The following is an 18,215-nucleotide window of genomic DNA, read 5'->3' on the forward strand; positions in this document are numbered from 1 at the left end:
CGGCAGGTCTATCAGATGATCGGCGCCGAGAAAACGTCAGTTTTCGCCCTCATCGTCGCCGTCATCCGCAAAACTGGCCGTCAGGCGCTCCTGAAAGGGCAAGCGCTCCAGTTGCGCGCCTTCGAACCCGTTAAAATTACCGATGCCATCTGCCGCCGGCAGGCAGGACGAGCAGAGATCTCCGGTCTCCGTCCAGACGACAGGCACGCAATCGAACGCGGCTTTCGGCCAGCCATCCGGCCGGACAACCTGCCGGACACTGCCTGGCGCCGCAAGCAGCGGCCCGAGACACAGCGCCGGCAGCGGCGGGCCGCCGTCCGCCCGCTGGGGCACACGGTAACGGAACCGGTTGTCCCAGACCCCCTCACCGGTCACGCCGGCCAGCGTTTCGGGGGGAGTGCGCCCCGGCTCTCTCCAGCAGAACAGCGTTTCCGCGTCACCATGAAAAAGCACCCCCGCAAGGGTGTGGCGGCAGGCGCCATCCGTCTTGAGCACACGGTCCAGGGCCGCCAGCTTGCGCAATCGTAGCCGCGGCGCGGCGCCCGTCGCCCGGCCAATCAGCGCCGACAGCAGCCTCAGCCGGAGTTCCTCGGCAAGCCCGCGGAACGCCGCACGCTCAAGTTTGAGCGGCCCGGCCGGATGATCGGTGACCAGCCGCCTGAAAACATCACCGACAGCCCGGTCAAGAGCGTCTCCGGCCCGGCGGATATTTCCGGCGGTCCGGGCGATGCGTTCCACGGTGAGACCCTCGTCCTCAAGAAGTGCCATGATCGCCCTCAGGCGGCTTCTCTTGTATTTTGTGTCCGTGTTGGCAGGATCGGTGCACCAGATCAGACCGCGCTCGGCAAGACTGGCCTCGAGCCGGGCCCTGGGCACACTCAGGAACGGCCGCAGCAGCCGCAGGCCTTCCGGACCTGCCGGTTCGTCGTCCGCCATAGCGCTCAGGCCGACGACACCGCTGCCGCGTGTGAGCCGGTCCAGAAAGGTCTCCGCCTGGTCGTCCAGATGATGCGCCAGCAACAGCGCCTGCGCACCGGATCGGCCCATATGCGCCGCCATGAGCCGGTAGCGCGCAAGCCGCGCCTGCTCCTGAATGTTGCGTCCGGGCCTGTCACCGGTCCAGTGCAGGATGGTGCAGGAAAGATTTCGCGCGCCGGCGCATTTCGCCACGAAGGCAGCCTCCGCGCCACTTTCCGGACGCAGTCCGTGATCGACGCAGAGAACCTCCAGCGTGCCGCGCCAGCCGCTGCGCCGTTTCCATTCGCTCAGCAGGGTCATCAGGCACAGGGAATCCGCGCCGCCGGAAACGGCAACCGCAAGATTTGAAAAAGGAATCAGCCGGGAAAAAAGGGCATCGACTTGATCGTCCGGGAGCCAGGCGGGCTCGACCGGTGCGTCAGGCGCATTGGGCACGGCGACGCTCATCCCGGGCCTGTGACAGGACTGCGGGAGCGGCATTCGGATACTTGTTCAGGAGCTCGGAAAACGTCGCGCAGGCAGCTTCGGATTCGCCCAGGCCATGCAGCGACATGCCAAGTTTCAGCAGGCTGTCCGGACTCTTGTCGTTCCCGGGATGGTCGGTATAGGTCTTCAGGAAAGCATCCGCCGCTTCCCGGTAGTCCTTTTGCGCCAGCAGGCTCTCGCCCAGCCAGTATTGCGCATTGGCCGAAAGTCCGCTGTCCGGGTAGCTCTCCAGAAATTCGCGAAACCCGCGCTCGGCGCCGGCATAATCGCCGTTCACCGCAAGGGAGTAGGCCGCATTGTAGTCCAGTTGGGGATCACCGCCGCCGATGACATTCGCGATCTGGTCGTCATCGGTCGCCAGGCCCGGATCGGGTGCGATGTCCCGGCCGGTGCCCGGAAGATTTTCCAGGCCGTTGGCCAGCGCGGACAGGTCGATCGGCCCGTCGGTGGGCAGGCCTGTCTCATAACCGCCCGTCTGGTCCCAGCCACCATCTCCCGAACCGCTTGCGGGCAGCGTCGCCAGGTCTCCTCCCGGGGCAACCAGCGCGCCGCTCTGCGGCACGCCATCCCGGTCAAGGCCCGGAGCCGTCGAACCGGGCGCGATGTCGGATCGTTTGCCCGGCGTGCCGGTTTCGAGCTGCTGGAAGCGGTATTCGTTGTCCTCCTGCATGCGGCGCATCTGGTCCTGCAGCTCCCGCATCTGAAAGGACAATTGCTCGATCTGCCCGGTCAGCACCCGGATGCGTTCTTCCAGTTGGCCGATCCGCACTGATGAATCGTTGTTCTTGCGTCCGAACAACTGGGCTTCGGACGGTGTGGCAGCGGCGATCATCACCATCGCCAAAAGGAGACCTGTCAGTCCCTTGAAATGTCGCATTCGCTCCTCCGGTTGGGAAATATAAGAGCGGCCGGTCCGCAACCGTCATCGGCGGCTGTCCGGTCGGCCCACGGTTCCTTCCGCATGATGTCTTATCATGACCGGCTTCGTACTCAAGGGCACACAGCGCCCCGACTTCGGCTAAATTTTGACCAAGGCGGCCTCCCGGGCGGAGTTTTCCGTCAATTTCACCGGCCGCAACGAAAAAGGCCGGGCTGTCGGCCCGGCCTTCGCGTTCGCAAAACTGCGCCGTCAGTTGGTGGCGTTGTTCAGGACCGTCACAGCGCGGCGGTTCTGGGACCAGCAGCTGTTGTCGTTGCAGACCGCGACCGGCCGTTCCTTGCCGTAGGAAATCGTCTTGATCCGCGACGCGTTCACGCCTTGCGAAACCAGATAGTCACGCGCGGCCTGCGCACGGCGTGCGCCCAGCGCGATGTTGTACTGGCGGGTGCCGCGTTCGTCCGCATGGCCCTCGACGGTAATCGTGTACTGCGAATACTTGCTCAGCCATTTGGCCTGGTTCGCCAGCGTGGCCTGCGCCTGGGAGTTCACGACCGACTGGTCTTCCTCGAAGAACACGCGGTCGCCGACATTGACCACAAAATCCTGCCCCGTGCCCGGCTTCACATTGCTCGACAGTCCGTCCGGCTTCGTCTGGGCACATGCCGCCGCGAACATCACGGCAAAACAGACAGCCAGCCAGCGCGCGCCCTGTGTGGCGATTACACTTTTGATCATTCCAGTCTCCTAAGCCCCAACCCCGAAAACCTCGTTTTTTGAGAACCTCGGCCCGGGACCACCCGGTTCTTGGTAAACGCTTTCTAGCCAAAACCGGTAAAAAACGTCTTTTCAAACGTGGTTAGTGAAAACTTAACACGACCTGCTCCTGCAGGCCGAACCTCTTCTTCAGTCGATCAGCGGCGACCAGGACGGATCCGATGCAAATGCCGGTGTCTCGACGCGCTGTTCGTTGTAGCCGGTCAGGTCCACGGTCCAGACCTGCGGCCCGCCGTTGGCGCCCGGCGTGTCGCGGAAGAACACCAGGACACGGCCGTTGGGCGACCAGGCCGGCCCCTCGTTGTGATAGCCCTCGGTCAGGATCCGCTCGCCCTTTCCGTCCGGCCGGATGACACCGATCATGAACCGGCCCTGATGCTGCTTGGTGAAGGCGATCAGGTCGCCGCGCGGCGACCAGACCGGCGTGGAATACCGGCCCGGGCCGAAGGAAATGCGCTGTGCCTCGCCGCCGCCCGCGCTCATGACATAGAGCTGCTGGGTGCCGCCCCGGTCCGATTCGAACACGATCCGTCCGCTGTCCGGCGAATAGGACGGGCTGGTGTCGATCGCCGCGGTGTTGGTCAGGCGGGTGGTGCGGCGCGAGCGCAGGTCCATCTTGTAGATATTCGCGTTGCCGCCCTGCTGCAGGCTCATGACGACGCTCTGCCCGTCGGGCGAGAACCTGGGGGCAAAGGTCATGCCCGGGAAATTGCCGACGATTTCACGCTGTCCCGTCTCGATGTTGAGCAGGTAGACGCTCGGATCGCTGCCGCCATACGACATGTAGGTGACTTCCTGGCTGGTCGGCGAGAAGCGCGGTGTCAGCACAAGGTCATCGCCGCGCGTCAGGTAGCGCACATTGGCGCCGTCCTGGTCCATGAGGGCCAGACGCTTGACGCGCTTGTCCTTCGGACCGGTCTCGTCGACATAAACGATACGGGTATCGAAATAGCCTTTTTCACCCGTCAGCCGCTCATAGATCGCGTCCGCGATGATATGTGCCAGCCGGCGCCAGTTTTCCGGCGTGGTGTAGAACTGCTGACCGAGCATCTGCTCCTGCGCGAACACGTCCCAGAGACGGAATTCGGCTTTCAGGCGGCCGTCCGCCTGCTTGATCACGGTGCCGGTCACCAGGGCCTGGGCGCTGATCTGGCGCCAGTCCCCGAAACGCGGCGTGGAGTTCACGCTCATGTTCTTCTGGATAAAACTGGCCGGGTCGAGCGGCTGGAACAGGCCGGACCGTTTCAGATCGGCGGCAATGACGTTGGTCATGTCGCCGGCAAGCCTGTTGTCGCCGCCTTCCGCGGAAAAGGATGGCAGCGCGATCGGCAACGGCTCGATGTTGCCCTGGGTGATATCGATCTCCACAAGCGCGGCGGCCGGCAGTGGCCCCATCACGGCCAGGGCTGTTGCGACAAATGCGAGCCCCAGGGCCTTCCGGCCGGCAAGAACAGAAAGTCTTTTCAGAATTTCGCGCATGAGCAGTACAGCTCCCTCATTGATTTGAAATCCGGCCCGGCCGGACTATCCCCCGAGCATTTCTCTCGGGTCGAAATTGATGATGACTTCCTGCCACGCGTCATACTTGGCAATTGGCAGAGAATATGGCTGACAGCGCATGATCGCACGAACGGCGCTGCTCGCGGCGGCCCGGAAGGCCGGATTGCCGCTTGAGTTGAGGATTTCCGGCGAGCTGGATACCTCGCCGCTTTGCGACAGGCTGAAGCGCACCCGGACCTTGAGTTCATCCGCGCCGACGGCCCCGACCGGCGGGCTCCAGCATTGCGCCACCTGACCGCGCAGCGCGTCGAGTTCGGACTGGCTCATGCGCACATCCTGCGCGCCTGTGCGCGAACCCAAAGAGGCTGGCTGCTCGGAGGCCTGGCCAGTCTGCTGCGCGGGTTCCACCTTGTTGAGCAGCGCCGCGATCTGGTTGCTGTTGAAATCGTCACTGGGCGGCTCGGGCGTCCGGCGCGGCGGTGTCGGCTTCGACCTCGGCGCGACGCTGGTGACGATCGGCTGCGGTGCCGGGGCGGCCTCCTGCTGCGGCTCGGGCTCGGGCTCGGGCTCGGGCGCCGGTTCCGGCTCGGCGGCCGGCACCGCCTCGGCAGCGGGGGCCGGTTCCGGGGCCGGCGCGGGCTCGGGTTCCGGCTCCGCAACCGGTTCAGGCTCGGGTTCCGGGGCGGGAGCCGGCGTCGGCGATGGCGTCGGCGGGGTCGGCTGCTGCTCCTGGCTTTCGCCCGGTTTGTCCGCCGGCTGCGGTGGATCTTCCGCAGGCGTCTCGCTGGGCTGAACGGCGGCCACCTCCCTGACTTCGGCGGTCTTCTCGCCGATCCGGAGCCGGGTGAACTCCTCCACCGGAACCAGGTCCACCGGCAGGGATTCCACTTGCGGAACGGAAAAGCTCTCCGCGTCCGGCAAGGCGATCAGGCCCCAGAGCAAAATTGCCGAATGACCGGCCAGAGACGCGATGAGACCAGCGCGCATGACGCGTTACGAGTCCCGTTCTTCCAGAGTGACCAGACCGAGCCGTTTGAACCCGGCCGCGCTTATCCGGGCCATGAGTTGCATCATGGTCCCGTAGTCCGCATCCTTATCGCCGCGCACATAGATGCGCTCCTCGTAGCCGTTGGCCGCGATCGCCTCCAGCTTCGGCACGATCTCGTCGATGGTGATCGGCGTGTCCTGAATGAAGAATTCTCCGGCCGAGTTCACCGATATCGTTATCGGCTCCGTGTCGCCTTCAAGCGCCTTGGCCCGGGTTTCGGGCAAGTCGATCGGAACGCCGACCGTCAACAGCGGAGCGGCAACCATGAAGATGATCAGCAGAACCAGCATGACATCCACGAAGGGGGTCACGTTGATCTCGCTCATGGGCGCATGTCTGGCCCTGCGGCGGCCGCGCCGCCCTCCAGACTGTCCGGAACCGACCTGCATGGCCATGGTCAGGCCCTCTCATCGATCTGGCGGGACAGGATGGCGGAGAATTCGTCGGCAAAGCCTTCCATCCGCGCGACCGCCTTGCCCACGTCCGAATTGAACTTGTTGTAGGCAATCACCGCCGGAATCGCGGCCAGCAGGCCGAGAGCGGTCGCAAACAATGCTTCCGCAATGCCCGGTGCGACGACCGCAAGGTTCGTGCTTTCTGACGCCGCGATCGCCTGAAACGCCGTCATGATGCCCCAGACCGTACCGAACAGGCCGATGAAGGGTGCGGCAGAGCCGACCGTCGCCAGGATCAGCAGCCGGTTTTCAAGCCGCTCCGCCTCACGCTGGATGGTGACGTCCATGACCCGGTCGATCCGCTGCTGCAGACTGCCGATGGCCGGACGCGCGCCCTCGTGGCTGCGTTTCCATTCGCGCATCGCGGCCACGAAGATCGCCGCCATGGAATGGTTCACACGGTTGTGAAGCGTGTTGTAGAGCTCTTCCAGAGACTGGCCCGACCAGAACACGGTCTCGAACCGGTTCATCTGCCGCCGGGTCCGGCCGACCAGCATGAGCTTGTCGACGACGATCGCCCAACACCAGACGGAAGCGCCCAACAGGCCGACCATCACGATCTTGACGACGATATGCGCCTGCCAGAACAGCGAGAAGAACGAAATGCCGCTGTCCGGCGTTGCCAATGTCGATTGGACGAGTGTTTCCATAAATTCAATGACCCCTGGGTCGTCTGTCGCTGTGATGCGTTCATGGTTCCGAAAACGGCAGCGAGGAACCGGGAACGATCGACCGGTTCATGTGACCAGCCGCCTCTCTGACGTTCGATTTTGTCAAAACTGGGACTTTTCCGGCCAAAGGAAGTCCCGCTCTAAAGGAATCAATTAAGGTTACTGCCAGATTAACGCAGTGTTTTGTATTGAAAGTTATTTTTTGGCCGCGTCAATGGCCCGGACACGAAAGAAACCCGCAAGGGCTTTCAATCACGTCCAGATTCGCCGGGCGAATGCTCAAGAAGCTTTTCCGCCAGTGTCTTCGGCAGGCGGGCCGGACGCCCTTCCATCGTGATCACGGCGACCGTCACCGCGGCCGATACGAGAAGCTCTTCATCCCGGTAGATCAGCTGATCGAGCCGGATACGGGCGCCCTTGCATTCGGCAAGGCTGGTGCGCACCTCCAGAACATCGTCGATGCGGGCCGGCTTTTGAAAATCCAGCGTCATCGAGCGCACGGCGAACGCCAGCACGGCCCCATGGCTGCCGGATGCCATTTCCTTGTGATGAATACCGATCAGGCGCAGGAAATCGGACCGGGCCCGCTCGAAGAACCGCACGTAGGCGCCGTGATAGACGATGCCCGTGAAATCGGTGTCCTCGTAGTAGACCCTGACGGGAAGAACATGTCCGCCCGCTTCGAGGCGGCCTGCAAGGTCCGGCCAATCCGACACAATGAACTCCTGTTCCCGTTCAAAAAAATGCCGCCCGGTCAGCCGACCGGACGGCACCTCGTCCTACCTATCGCCGCAATCAGGCCGCCGCAACCTCGGAAAGGAATTTCTCGACCGAGCCGCGCAGCTGTTCTGCCTGCTGTTTCATCTCCAGCGTCGCCGTGAGCATGTCGCCCACCGCTTGCGAGTTTTCGGCAACGCCCTCGTTGAGGGAAGCCACCGTCGCGGCGACGCTGCGCGTGCCGTCGGCTGCCTCCGCCACGTTGCGCGAGATCTCGCTGGTCGCCGATCCCTGCTCCTGGACGGCACCGGCGATGGTCGTCGTATAGGAATTGACCTCCTCGACGGAGTCCGACACCCGGGCGATCTCCTTCACCGCTTCCGAGGTGGAGGCCTGGATCGCGGCGATCTGTGTCGAGATTTCCTCGGTGGCCTTGGCGGTCTGACCCGCCAGGGATTTCACTTCGGAGGCAACAACAGCGAAGCCCTTGCCCGCATCGCCGGCCCGGGCCGCCTCGATGGTCGCGTTGAGAGCCAGCAGGTTGGTCTGTTCGGCGATCTCGGAAATCAGCGAGACCACGTCGCCGATCTTGTTTGCGGCGTCTTCAAGACCGGAAATCTTGGAGTTCGAGCTTTGTGCCGCTTCCGTGGTCTTTTCCACGATGGAGGCGGTCGTCTCGACCTGCCGGGAGATTTCGGAGATGGAGGCATTCAGTTCCTCGGTCGCGGAGGCAACCGCCTGCACGTTCGAGGACGCGTTTTCGGAAGTGGAAACGGCCGCCTGCCCCTGTTCGGAAGCGGAAGCGGACCGGTCGTTGAGCGACGAGGACACCGCTTCGACACGGGCAATGTTGGTTTCCACGAGTTCGAGCACGGTCTGGGACTCGGCCCGGAACGCCGCGATCAGGGAATCGATCAGTTTTTCCCGATCCATACGGGCGATATGCCCCACCTTGCGCTCGGCCGCCAGGCGCTCGCGCTCGACGGAATTGTCCTTGAAGACCTCGATGCAGCGCGCCATGCGCCCGATCTCGTCCGGTCGCCCGGTCGCCTCGACCTCGACCTCGAGATCGCCGTCGGCGATCTTTCGCGCCGCGCCCGCCAGCCGTTCCAGCGGTGCGAACATGCGCCGCGTGACGAACCAGATCAGGCCGACAATCGGGATCAGGCAGAGAAAGCCGGAAAGGATCGCACCGAAGGTGATACGGTCCGCTGCCGCCGACAGCTCCGTCTGCCGAAGCGCCTGCACGACACCATAGGGCGTTTCCTGGAAGCTGCCGGAAGCCTCGGCATACCGGTAGTTGTCGCCGTCAAGCACGATCTGGCTGTCGCCCGCGGAAATGCTCTCGAGCGAATGCAGGCTGCCGGCATCTCCCCTGGCATCAAGAGCGGCGAGCTGGCCGCCGGCCTCCATCAGGAACACCTGTTCGCTGTCGCCCAGTCCGGCCGGTTCGTTCAGCAGAGCCGCCAGTCGTTCCATGTTGGCCGAAAAGGCGACCGCGCCGAAAAACCGGTCGAGATAAAAGACCGGAGCCGCCAGAACCAGGGACACCTTGCCGTCCTGTCCCGCAATGAAACCGGAAGAAAAGATCTGTCCGGCGGCGAGCGTCTCGTCTCGGGAGGCATCGAACAGCTTGCCGAGTGCGATCTGGATCGGCAGGCCCCTGATGTCGGCGTCGTCGACATGAAACGCAAACTCCGCGCCCTTGCCGTAGGTATAGGTGATGAAACCGTCGGGATTCGTCAGCGCGGCATCGGAGAACAGGCCCTGCCCGACCACGTCCTGATAGATCGGATGGACCGCCTTGTGATTGTTCACGTAGTAGTTGGACTCGGCCGGCTCGACCAGCAGGTACCGTTCATGCGCCGGATGCGGATTGTCGGTCACGAAGATCTTCCGCAGGGTCTCTTTCTGGCCCTCCTTCAGGTTCTTCCACCCGACCAGGGTCTTCATGAGACTGTCCTTGGCCTCTTCCAGCGAGACGAAGAACGTTGCGCTCGTCGTGACCTGATCCAGCGCCAGTTCCAGCACCTTCTGCTTGGCCCTGGTCGCGCTCTGCAAACCGGCATCGGCCTGACCGTTCGCCACATCCCGCGAAATCGTCGATGTCACGGTGACAATGGCAACGCACATGGTCAGCGCGCCTGCCAGAAACATCAGCACCAATTTAGAAGAAAGTCTCTTACGCATGAATCCCCCCGCGTGGTTAACGGGACGATAGGCCGACAGGAAAGAATAAATGCTTAATAGTAGCGTTGACCATGACGAAAATGACAGTAACGGAAATAGTTCTCCGTTTTCGACTTGAGACAGGCGCGGTGAAAGCCTGCGTTGCTCGGCCCCTCTCTCCCGAGCAGGCCCGGCTCCGGCGGTTGGGTCAGGCGGTCAGGCGGTCAGGTCCAGCAAGGTGAGGTGCCGATTCCGAAGTTTTATCGGCCCTTCCTCAACAAGTCCCGAGGCTTTTGTGCATCTGCGAAATAAACTGTCAGCAACGTTTCGAAACCGACCAAAAGGAACCTGAAGACAGAAGACCATTTGCATTCAATTTCAGAAAAATTCACCCACAAGCTACATCAGGAAACTGTTTTTTCGGCACCCCGGACAAACGAGGAGAAAGTAGAAAAACCAATCATCCAAATTTATTCACTAGTTCAAATTAAATTAACAATATCAAACGACTATAATGAAAACGCCATCACCATTAGGACCTTCGACATGCTCCTCGATAAATTCCGTATCGGATTCAAGATCTGGATCCCGGTCGTCAGTCTGGCCGTCTTCACACTTGCGCTCGTCACATATGATCTCTTTTCGCTGCGATCGATCCTCTACGGGGAACGCACCGCAAAAACCCAGACGGTTGTGGAGATCACCAACTCGGTTCTGAATTATTTCCACAAGCTGGAAACTTCCGGAGAGTTGAGCAGGGAAGAAGCCCAGGAGTGGGCGCGCAACGTCGTTCGTGCGATCCAGTTCGATGGCAACAACTACGCTTTCGTTCAGAGCTATGACGGAACGCGCATGGTCAGCGCCAACAAGGCCAGTGAAGGAACAAGCGCATGGGATTCGCAGGACAAGAGCGGCAAGTACCATGTGCGCGAGATCATCGAGGTTGCCCGCAACGGCGGTGGCGTCGTGACCTACACGTGGAACCGCAAGGGAGAGGAAGCGCTGAGCCCGAAGTCCACCTGGTCGGCAGCCTTCGAACCCTGGGGCTGGGTAACGGCCGCGGGCGTTTATGTTGACGACGTCTCGAAAGCTTTTTGGACCAAGGCCAGCACGATGCTCGGCTTCCTGGCCGTGGCCGGCATCATCGCCGGCATCATCGCCATCGCGACGATCCGCAACATCGTTGTGCCGCTGAAAGGCCTGACACGCAGCATGAAGACACTGGCTGACGGCGACACCGCAGTCGAAATCACCGGCATGCGGCGCGGCGACGAGATCGGCGAAATGGCGGAAACCATGGAAACCTTCGTTGCCAACGAAAACGCACGCCGGGAGCTGGAGCACAAACAGAACGAACGCCAGCAACTGGATCTGCAACGCTCGGACAACATCCAGGATCTTTCCTCGAAATTCGACATCCAGATCACAGGTCTGCTGAACACGATCACCGGATCGGTGGAAAGCCTGCAGCATGCCTCCACCAATCTGAATTCGGGAGCCCAACAGACGACGGATCAGAGCGAAGCCGTCGCGTCCGCAGCCTCGACCGCTTCCGCAAACACGGAGACGGTTGCAGCCGCCGCAGAGGAACTCGCCGCGTCGGTTGCCGAAATCAGCCGCCAGGTATCCGCTTCCAGCGAAATCGCCTCGCAGGCCACGGAGCAGGCCTCCTCCACGAACGAACGCATCCAGGGCCTGTCCGAAGCCGCCGCAAAGATCGGTGAAGTCGTCACGCTCATCCAGGCGATTGCCGAGCAGACCAATCTGCTGGCACTCAATGCCACCATCGAGGCCGCCCGTGCCGGTGAGGCCGGCAAGGGCTTCGCGGTTGTCGCGGCCGAAGTAAAGGAACTGGCGACACAGACCTCCAAGGCAACGGAGGAGATTTCCTCGCATATTTCGAGCATTCAGGGCGAAACCAGTCACGCGGTCGAAGCCATCGGCGCCATCACGGGCACGATAAGCAAGATCAACGAGATCACCAGCGGCATTTCGGCTGCGGTGGAGCAGCAGGGCGTCGCCACCAACGAGATTGCCTGCAACATCCAGCAGGCTGCCGCCGGTACGCAGGAAGTGACTGCCAATATAGGCGGCGTATCGTCTGCCGCCGGCGTCACCAACGAGGCCGCCGACATGGTCAATGCTGCCGCCCAAAGCCTTGACCGGGAAGCCAGGGAACTGCGCTCGAGTGTCGGAACGTTCCTGTCCGGCATCAAGGAAAACTCCGCAAGCGAGGCGGCCTGACCCTTAACCCGGCTCACCGTCGACCCGAAACAGAGGCAACGAGGCCGTCCCCTTGGACGGCCTCTGCTTTTCGACAAAGGGTCGAAGCGGGTCAGATGGAAGGCAGGAAACTCTAGTCAGGATCCTGGAACAGACCTATCTGCCGCAAGTCAGCCCTTGCCGGAGCCGCCAGGCCGAGATGCTCGAACGCCATCGGCGCCAGCACCCGGCCGCGCGGCGTCCTCTGCAGAAAACCGTTCTGGATCAGATAAGGTTCGACGATCTCCTCGATCGCGTCTCTGGGCTCCGACAGCGCCGCCGCGATCGTCTCGATCCCGACAGGTCCGCCGCCGAAATTGGTGGCGATCTGGGTGAGATAGCGCCGGTCGAGACTGTCCAGGCCGGCGCTGTCGACTTCCAGCTGCAACAGCGCCTTGTCCGCCAGCGCCCGGTCGACGCGTTCGATACCCGCGACAATCGCGAAGTCCCGCACCCGCCGCAGCAGGCGGCCCGCGATGCGCGGTGTTCCGCGCGAGCGCCTGGCGATCTCGCGGGCACCATCCTCCGCGATACCGATACCCAGGATGGCCGCGCCCCGTTTGACGATGTGTTCCAGCTCCGCGACCGTATAGAACTGCAACCGGACCGGAATGCCGAACCGGTCCCTGAGCGGCGTGGTCAGAAGACCCAGTCGGGTGGTTGCAGCGACAAGCGTGAACTTGGCCAGGTCGATCTTCACCGACCGGGCCGCCGGCCCCTCGCCGATGATCAGATCGAGCTGGAAATCCTCCATGGCCGGATAAAGCACTTCCTCGACAGCCGGACTGAGCCGGTGGATCTCGTCGATGAAAAGCACGTCCCGCTCTTCCAGGTTGGTAAGCAATGCGGCGAGGTCGCCCGCCTTGGCGATCACAGGCCCGGAGGTGGCCCGGAAGTTCACGCCGAGCTCGCGCGCCATGATCTGGGCAAGCGTGGTCTTGCCGAGGCCCGGCGGGCCGACGAACAGGACATGATCGAGCGCCTCGCCGCGCGCCTTGGCCGCTCCGATGAAGACCTTCAGATTGGCGCGGGCCTGGGCCTGGCCGACAAAATCGTCCAGCACCTGCGGCCGCATGGTGCTGTCGATCTCATCGCCGCGGATTTCCGGCGTCACGATCCGGCTGTCATCCGACATGGCTTACGACCACGAACAGGAGCACCAGCAGGGCGGCGGAGTAAGCCACCCTGATCGCATAGAATTTTCTGTACTGGCGGCGCACGAAAGGATCGTCGGTCTCGATCCGCCTGCCCTTCATGGCAAAGGGCCGGTCGCCCACGGACAGGGAGAACCGGTGATCGAGATACATGATCCCGCCGATGCCGAGAGCGACAAAAACGATCGCAAGGACTGCGTAGGCAAATACAATCATCCGGCGAGTTCCTTAAGGCCGAGGCGGATCAGTGTTTCCGTCTTCGCGTCATCGCCCGCGGACTGCATTGCCCTGGCGACCGCCGCGCTTGCCTGTGCGGGAGCGTAGCCCAGATTGGTCAGCGCGGACACCGCTTCGGCAACCGGACGCGCGGCGACATTGTCGGCCACCGTCTGCGAAACCGAAATCGTGCCCTCGTCGACGGTCGCAAGGCCCGGCGCCTTGTCTTTCAGTTCCGCGAGAATTCGCTCCGCCACCCGCTTGCCCACACCCGGGGCCCGGGTGATCGACGCCTTGTCGCCGAGCGCGATGGCGTTTGCCACTTCGCCCGCCTTCAGGATGCCCAGGATGCCGAGCGCGACCTTGGCACCGACGCCCTGCACCGTCATCAGCATGCGGAACCATTCCCGCTCCGCTTCCGCTGAAAAACCATAGAGCCGGATCATGTCCTCGCGGACAATGGTCTCGATGAACAGGACCGCCGCCTCGCCTGCCCGCGGCAATCCCTGAAGGATCCGGGAGGGGCAATGAACCTGATAGCCGACCCCGTGAACGTCCAGAATGACGTGATCCTCGCCGTAGCTGTCGATCGTGCCCTTGAGTTTTCCGATCATGCCGCCCCCATCGCCGCCAGTCTTGCCGCTGTGCTCGCCCGGTGCTGCGCGTGGCAGATGGCGATCGCCAGCGCGTCCGCAGCATCGTCGGAATTGAATGTGGCACGCGGCATCAGCACCTTCACCATCGCCCGGATCTGGTCCTTTTCCGCATGCCCCGTGCCGACCACGGTCTTCTTGACCAGGTTCGGTGCGTATTCGGCCACCGGCAGGCCGGCGAGCGACGGCACCAGCAGCGCGACCCCGCGCGCCTGGCCCAGCTTCAGCGTCGCCCCGGCGTCCTTGTTGACGAAGGTGAGTTCGACCGCGGCTTCCATCGGATCCTGCAGGCGCACGACCTCGCTCAGGCCGTCGTGCAACTGCACCAGCCGTTCGGCGAGGCTCTTCTTGTTGTCTGAAGTGACCGTGCCGGACGCGATGAAGGACAGGCGGTTGCCCGCCGCCTCGATCATGCCCCAGCCGGTGCGCCGCAGTCCGGGGTCGATGCCCAGCAATCGAATCGCATGTGTCATGGAACAAATCGGTAACAAAACTTGATCGTTGACGCCAGCCAAAGCACGGCTTACGAGCAGGAAGCCTGTCGAATTCGACCCGGAAGCCGCTGTCCGGGAGCCGTTCCGCCCATCGCACAATAAAATTTCGCTGTTTCTTCCCCCCGTTCGCCGTTTTCCCCGATGCGCACACCGTGAGTTCCATGTTCGAGATTTTCAGTTCCTATCCGCCGAACCTGCTGATGTTCCTGGCCGCAGTGCTCTTCGTCGCCGGATGCGTGCGCGGATTTGCCGGCTTCGGCGCCGGCATGATCTTCATGCCTGTGGCAACCAGCGTGATGCTGCCATCGACGGCAGCCGCCGCATTTCTGTTCATAGACGGCATCGTGGCGTTGCCGCTGGTCGTCCGGGCGCTGCGCCTGTGCAACTGGGCCACGGTGCTTCCCGCGGTCCTGGGCGCGGTGATTTTCGTTCACTCCGGCGCGTGGCTGCTGGCCAATACCGATGTCCTGCTGCTGCGCTGGGTCATCTTCGCCATCGTCAGCGGCTTGCTGCTGCTGCTCGTGTCCGGTTGGCGCTACCACAAAAAACCCACCCGGCCGGTGTCCTTCGGGATCGGCGCGGTCGCCGGCGTTCTCGGCGGGATTTCACAGGTCTCCGGGCCCCCGGTTGTCGCGTTCTGGCTTTCCAGCGCCAGCGAACCGGCCATCGTCAGGGCCAACCTGATCGTGTTTTTTGCGCTCGCCAGCATCGGCACCTTTGCCGCCTATATCCTCAACGGCTTTTTCACGCTCCAGGTCTTCCACCTTTTGTTGATCGCAATCCCGGTCTATGCCCTTGCAATCTATATCGGCTCGAACGGTTTCAAGGTCGCCAGCCCCGCGCATTACCGCAAGCTCGCCTACGGGCTGATCGGCCTGGCGGCACTCACCAGCATGCCCGCGCTCGATTTTCTATTCCGATAGTTTTTCCTGCCATTTGGAGCATTTCAACACCATCAGGCGATCAAGCTCGGCATCGAAATCCTCGCGGCTCGAAGACGCCTGCGCCAGGATGCTCAGCGCCACGATGGCCGCGTCCACGGCCTCCTCGCGCACATCGCCAAGCGAATGGGCCTTGTATTCGCTGCCCGGCGCCTTCGTGACCGAGAGCACCGCCTGCGCCAGCTCCCCGGCCTCCTCCGCCAGCTTCAACGCGCGCTCCTGGAGAGACTTCGGATCCTTTTGGGTGAGGTCGTAGATATCGAACATCGCTGCATCTCCTGTACACGCGGCAAGGCCGTTCCCCCACCCTAACCCTCCTCACGAGGGGGAGGGGATTAGTGCCGTGCCGTCGTCAAGGCCCCGATTTCGCGACGCCTCGACAAGGCAGAGATATCCGGAAAACGATGAGCCGGTCCCCCTCCCCCTTGTGGGGAGGGGTTAGCGGTGGGGGGCCCGCATTACAAACAAAAAACCCCGGCCGAACCGGGGTTTCCAATTCACAATTCCTCTAGTCCGGTCAGGACGCCAGCGCCGCCATGGTTTCCTCGTCGACGTCGAAGTTGGAATAGACGGTCTGGACGTCGTCGTCGTCTTCCAGCATGTCGATGAGTTTCATCAGTGTCTGGGCCTTGTCCGCGTTGACCGGCGTCAGGGTCTGCGGTTTCCAGATGATCCGGGTCGACTCGGCTTCGCCCAGGGCATCTTCCAGCGCCTTGGCAACCTCGTTGAGGTCTTCAAAGGCCGTGTAGATCGTATGACCGTTTTCATCGGATTGCACGTCTTCGGCACCGGCCTCGATTGCCGCTTCCAGGACGGCTTCCGCTTCACCGGCTTCAGGCTTGTAGACGACCTCTCCGACCCGGTCGAACATGAAAGACACCGATCCGGTCTCGCCGAGAGATCCGCCGCATTTGGTAAAATAGGAGCGCACGTTGGACGCGGTGCGGTTCCGGTTGTCGGTCAGCGCCTCGACCACCACGGCGATGCCTGCCGGACCGTAGCCCTCATAGCGGATTTCTTCGTAGTTCTCGGCATCCCCGGTCTGCGACTTGTTGATCGCCCGCTGGATGTTGTCCTTGGGCATCGACTGCCCCTTCGCGTTCTGCACGGCAAGGCGCAGGCGCGGATTGGCGTCAGGGTCCGGGTCGCCCATCTTGGCGGCGACGGTGATTTCCTTGGACAGCTTGGAGAACATCTTGGAGCGGACGGCGTCCTGGCGTCCCTTGCGGTGCATGATGTTCTTGAATTTTGAATGGCCTGCCATGGCTCTTTCCGGTTCTCTGCGGATGAATTCGATGAAAAACTGCGCCGCTTATAGGCAAGTTGGCGTGGAAAATCCAGATCTGTGAATTTCGGGGCTCGCGGCTCAGCCGTCTGAGGGCCAGAACTGCGGGAGCACGGGCTCCAGCCGCCCGCCGATCCTGACAGGGGCAATTCGCTCGGCCAGCCCGGTCCGGTCATCCGTTTCAATGGCAACGCCGCTGATGGTCGCCTCGCCCGTCGCCGGCGTGAACCTGCCGCCCGGTATCTTGCGCTGGAACCGGTTGACCGGTTCCTCCTTGTCCATTCCCAGAACGCTGTCATAAGCGCCGCACATGCCCGCGTCGGACATATAGGCGGTCCCGTTTTCGAGAACCTGGTGATCGGCGGTCGGAACGTGGGTATGCGTGCCGACGACGAGGCTGACACGTCCGTCCAGGAAATGGCCCATGGCCTGCTTTTCGCTGGTCGCTTCCGCATGCATGTCAACGATGATGGCATCGGCGACCTGTCCGAGCGGACAATTGTCGACCACCTTGTCGATGGCGGCGAACGGATCGTCCAGCGCATCCATGTAGACCCGTCCCATCACATTCGCGACCATGACCTGCGCGCCGTTGCGGGCGGTGAATAGATGCGCGCCCCGGCCCGGCGTTCCGGACGGGTAGTTGACCGGTCGCAACAACCTGTCCTGCCGCTCGATATAGACGAGCGTATCGCGCTGGTCCCAGGCATGGTTGCCCGTGGTCACCACATCGGCGCCCGCGTCCAGGACATCCTGGACAATGGCTTCGGTGATCCCGAATCCGGACGCCGCGTTCTCGCCGTTGACGATCACGAAATCAAGCTGGTTGGCCTCCACCAGTTCAGGAAGCTTTTCAATCACCGCGGTCCGGCCCACACGCCCGACGAGATCGCCCAGAAACAGAATACGCATCAAATCCTCACTGAACGAACGGCCGTGGCCTCGCTGCCTTTCAGCCGAACGCCCGGTAGCCAAGTTCGGTCAAAATTCCATCCAATGGTTTGTCATGCGCTTCCGTCGGCACGCGGTCAACCTCCTGCGCGGCAAAGGCCAGTCCGATACACAGGAGAGGACCCGTCTTTTCCAGCGCGGTAATCGCCGTGTCATAATGGCCCTTGCCGTATCCGATCCGGTTTCCCGCATCGTCGAACCCGGCCAGGGGCATCAGCAGGACCCGTGGCTGCACGGTGGCCGCTGCCGGTCCCGGCGCGACGGTTCCGAAGCCGGCGTCGACAAGCTCGGCGCCGGGCTCCAGCGTTCTGAACACCAGGTGAGGGTCGGCGACGACCGGCAGGCACAGCGGATGGCCTTTCCGGCGCAGACTGTCCAACAGCGGTCTCGGGTCGATCTCGTCGCGGATGGGCCAGAATCCCGAGACAATGGCGCCTGCCGGGATCGGCAGGGTGCCGGCATGATCTGCCAGCGCGAGACTTTTTTCGATCCGCTCGAGTTCGCCCATCGCCGCCCGTTTGGCGAGCGCCTGCTTGCGGAGAATGTTTTTTTCAGTGGCAGGAGAAGACAGGTCGATCATG

General features: G+C 62.6%; 19 protein-coding genes. 2 read left to right on the plus strand and 17 right to left on the minus strand.

Annotated features, from left to right (window positions below):
- Positions 1-36: 36 nt before the first annotated feature.
- The 9 genes from tilS to WNZ15_RS10880 all read right to left on the minus strand — a co-directional run bounded on the left by tilS (position 37) and on the right by WNZ15_RS10880 (position 9,699).
- Positions 37-1,413 carry a tRNA lysidine(34) synthetase TilS gene (gene tilS / locus WNZ15_RS10840; protein ID WP_342892986.1) on the minus strand — a complete coding sequence of 459 codons (1,377 nt, stop codon included), beginning with the start codon at positions 1,411-1,413 and terminating at the stop codon, positions 37-39.
- Positions 1,397-2,341: a tol-pal system protein YbgF gene (gene ybgF, locus WNZ15_RS10845; RefSeq protein ID WP_342892987.1), complete on the minus strand. Its 945-nt coding sequence runs from the start codon at positions 2,339-2,341 to the stop codon at positions 1,397-1,399. Before ybgF ends, tilS begins: the two co-directional genes overlap by 17 nt.
- A gap of 252 nt (positions 2,342-2,593) precedes the next feature.
- Positions 2,594-3,079: a peptidoglycan-associated lipoprotein Pal gene (gene pal, locus WNZ15_RS10850; RefSeq protein ID WP_342892988.1), complete on the minus strand. Its 486-nt coding sequence runs from the start codon at positions 3,077-3,079 to the stop codon at positions 2,594-2,596.
- A 168-nt stretch (positions 3,080-3,247) separates the two neighbouring features.
- Positions 3,248-4,597, minus strand: coding sequence for a Tol-Pal system beta propeller repeat protein TolB (gene tolB / locus WNZ15_RS10855; RefSeq protein ID WP_342892989.1), 1,350 nt, complete (start codon positions 4,595-4,597; stop codon positions 3,248-3,250).
- Between the two features lie 45 nt (positions 4,598-4,642).
- The gene (locus WNZ15_RS10860) at positions 4,643-5,605 is read right to left on the minus strand and encodes a TonB C-terminal domain-containing protein (RefSeq protein ID WP_342892990.1); all 963 of its coding nucleotides are present in this window, start codon (positions 5,603-5,605) and stop codon (positions 4,643-4,645) included.
- A gap of 6 nt (positions 5,606-5,611) precedes the next feature.
- A complete protein-coding gene (tolR, locus tag WNZ15_RS10865; RefSeq protein ID WP_342892991.1) occupies positions 5,612-6,061 on the minus strand; it encodes a protein TolR in 450 nt (149 codons plus the stop codon).
- Between the two features lie 2 nt (positions 6,062-6,063).
- A complete protein-coding gene (gene tolQ / locus WNZ15_RS10870; RefSeq protein ID WP_342892992.1) occupies positions 6,064-6,771 on the minus strand; it encodes a protein TolQ in 708 nt (235 codons plus the stop codon).
- Positions 6,772-7,040: 269 nt separating this feature from the next.
- Positions 7,041-7,508: a tol-pal system-associated acyl-CoA thioesterase gene (gene ybgC, locus WNZ15_RS10875; RefSeq protein ID WP_342892993.1), complete on the minus strand. Its 468-nt coding sequence runs from the start codon at positions 7,506-7,508 to the stop codon at positions 7,041-7,043.
- A gap of 79 nt (positions 7,509-7,587) precedes the next feature.
- A complete protein-coding gene (locus tag WNZ15_RS10880) occupies positions 7,588-9,699 on the minus strand; it encodes a methyl-accepting chemotaxis protein (protein ID WP_342892994.1) in 2,112 nt (703 codons plus the stop codon).
- Between the two features lie 525 nt (positions 9,700-10,224).
- On the opposite strand from WNZ15_RS10880, the gene WNZ15_RS10885 reads away from it, so the two are divergent.
- The gene (locus WNZ15_RS10885; protein ID WP_342892995.1) at positions 10,225-11,922 is read left to right on the plus strand and encodes a cache domain-containing protein; all 1,698 of its coding nucleotides are present in this window, start codon (positions 10,225-10,227) and stop codon (positions 11,920-11,922) included.
- 112 nt (positions 11,923-12,034) lie between these two features.
- Here the strand turns inward: WNZ15_RS10885 and ruvB are convergent, their stop codons facing one another.
- From ruvB to ruvC, 4 genes are read right to left on the minus strand one after another with little or no spacing between them, the layout of a single operon-like run.
- The gene (gene ruvB, locus WNZ15_RS10890) at positions 12,035-13,075 is read right to left on the minus strand and encodes a Holliday junction branch migration DNA helicase RuvB (RefSeq protein WP_342892996.1); all 1,041 of its coding nucleotides are present in this window, start codon (positions 13,073-13,075) and stop codon (positions 12,035-12,037) included.
- Complete coding sequence (locus WNZ15_RS10895; RefSeq protein ID WP_342892997.1) at positions 13,065-13,310, minus strand: endonuclease; 246 nt, start codon at positions 13,308-13,310, stop codon at positions 13,065-13,067. The genes ruvB and WNZ15_RS10895 overlap by 11 nt, the downstream gene beginning before the upstream one ends.
- Positions 13,307-13,924 (minus strand): Holliday junction branch migration protein RuvA, encoded by a 618-nt coding sequence (gene ruvA, locus WNZ15_RS10900; protein WP_342892998.1) that lies wholly within the window; start codon positions 13,922-13,924, stop codon positions 13,307-13,309. The genes WNZ15_RS10895 and ruvA overlap by 4 nt, the downstream gene beginning before the upstream one ends.
- Positions 13,921-14,436 carry a crossover junction endodeoxyribonuclease RuvC gene (gene ruvC / locus WNZ15_RS10905; protein ID WP_342892999.1) on the minus strand — a complete coding sequence of 172 codons (516 nt, stop codon included), beginning with the start codon at positions 14,434-14,436 and terminating at the stop codon, positions 13,921-13,923. Before ruvC ends, ruvA begins: the two co-directional genes overlap by 4 nt.
- A 182-nt stretch (positions 14,437-14,618) precedes the next feature.
- On the opposite strand from ruvC, the gene WNZ15_RS10910 reads away from it, so the two are divergent.
- Positions 14,619-15,380, plus strand: coding sequence for a sulfite exporter TauE/SafE family protein (locus tag WNZ15_RS10910; RefSeq protein ID WP_342893000.1), 762 nt, complete (start codon positions 14,619-14,621; stop codon positions 15,378-15,380).
- On the opposite strand, the gene WNZ15_RS10915 is transcribed toward WNZ15_RS10910, so the two are convergent.
- The 4 genes from WNZ15_RS10915 to WNZ15_RS10930 all read right to left on the minus strand — a co-directional run bounded on the left by WNZ15_RS10915 (position 15,369) and on the right by WNZ15_RS10930 (position 18,214).
- Positions 15,369-15,665: a MazG-like family protein gene (locus tag WNZ15_RS10915; RefSeq protein ID WP_342893001.1), complete on the minus strand. Its 297-nt coding sequence runs from the start codon at positions 15,663-15,665 to the stop codon at positions 15,369-15,371. The two genes, WNZ15_RS10910 and WNZ15_RS10915, sit on opposite strands and share 12 nt — an antisense overlap.
- Positions 15,666-15,915: 250 nt before the next feature.
- A complete protein-coding gene (locus WNZ15_RS10920; RefSeq protein ID WP_342893002.1) occupies positions 15,916-16,662 on the minus strand; it encodes a YebC/PmpR family DNA-binding transcriptional regulator in 747 nt (248 codons plus the stop codon).
- Positions 16,663-16,764: 102 nt separating this feature from the next.
- Complete coding sequence (locus tag WNZ15_RS10925; RefSeq protein ID WP_342893003.1) at positions 16,765-17,595, minus strand: TIGR00282 family metallophosphoesterase; 831 nt, start codon at positions 17,593-17,595, stop codon at positions 16,765-16,767.
- Between the two features lie 40 nt (positions 17,596-17,635).
- Positions 17,636-18,214, minus strand: coding sequence for a 5-formyltetrahydrofolate cyclo-ligase (locus tag WNZ15_RS10930; RefSeq protein ID WP_342893004.1), 579 nt, complete (start codon positions 18,212-18,214; stop codon positions 17,636-17,638).
- Position 18,215 lies beyond the last annotated feature (1 nt).

This window comes from Roseibium sp. AS2 (assembly GCF_038900065.1).
Lineage (GTDB): Bacteria > Pseudomonadota > Alphaproteobacteria > Rhizobiales > Stappiaceae > Roseibium.

Coding starts and splice junctions, on each gene's coding strand:
- ybgF (WP_342892987.1), bottom strand. CDS start 2,341: ATGCGACATTTCAAGGGACTGACAGGTCTCCTTTTGGCGATGGTGATG.
- pal (WP_342892988.1), bottom strand. CDS start 3,079: ATGATCAAAAGTGTAATCGCCACACAGGGCGCGCGCTGGCTGGCTGTC.
- tolB (WP_342892989.1), bottom strand. CDS start 4,597: ATGCGCGAAATTCTGAAAAGACTTTCTGTTCTTGCCGGCCGGAAGGCC.
- WNZ15_RS10860 (WP_342892990.1), bottom strand. CDS start 5,605: ATGCGCGCTGGTCTCATCGCGTCTCTGGCCGGTCATTCGGCAATTTTG.
- tolR (WP_342892991.1), bottom strand. CDS start 6,061: ATGGCCATGCAGGTCGGTTCCGGACAGTCTGGAGGGCGGCGCGGCCGC.
- tolQ (WP_342892992.1), bottom strand. CDS start 6,771: ATGGAAACACTCGTCCAATCGACATTGGCAACGCCGGACAGCGGCATT.
- WNZ15_RS10880 (WP_342892994.1), bottom strand. CDS start 9,699: ATGCGTAAGAGACTTTCTTCTAAATTGGTGCTGATGTTTCTGGCAGGC.
- WNZ15_RS10885 (WP_342892995.1), top strand. CDS start 10,225: ATGCTCCTCGATAAATTCCGTATCGGATTCAAGATCTGGATCCCGGTC.
- ruvB (WP_342892996.1), bottom strand. CDS start 13,075: ATGTCGGATGACAGCCGGATCGTGACGCCGGAAATCCGCGGCGATGAG.
- WNZ15_RS10895 (WP_342892997.1), bottom strand. CDS start 13,310: ATGATTGTATTTGCCTACGCAGTCCTTGCGATCGTTTTTGTCGCTCTC.
- ruvA (WP_342892998.1), bottom strand. CDS start 13,924: ATGATCGGAAAACTCAAGGGCACGATCGACAGCTACGGCGAGGATCAC.
- ruvC (WP_342892999.1), bottom strand. CDS start 14,436: ATGACACATGCGATTCGATTGCTGGGCATCGACCCCGGACTGCGGCGC.
- WNZ15_RS10910 (WP_342893000.1), top strand. CDS start 14,619: ATGTTCGAGATTTTCAGTTCCTATCCGCCGAACCTGCTGATGTTCCTG.
- WNZ15_RS10915 (WP_342893001.1), bottom strand. CDS start 15,665: ATGTTCGATATCTACGACCTCACCCAAAAGGATCCGAAGTCTCTCCAG.
- WNZ15_RS10920 (WP_342893002.1), bottom strand. CDS start 16,662: ATGGCAGGCCATTCAAAATTCAAGAACATCATGCACCGCAAGGGACGC.
- WNZ15_RS10925 (WP_342893003.1), bottom strand. CDS start 17,595: ATGCGTATTCTGTTTCTGGGCGATCTCGTCGGGCGTGTGGGCCGGACC.
- WNZ15_RS10930 (WP_342893004.1), bottom strand. CDS start 18,214: ATGATCGACCTGTCTTCTCCTGCCACTGAAAAAAACATTCTCCGCAAG.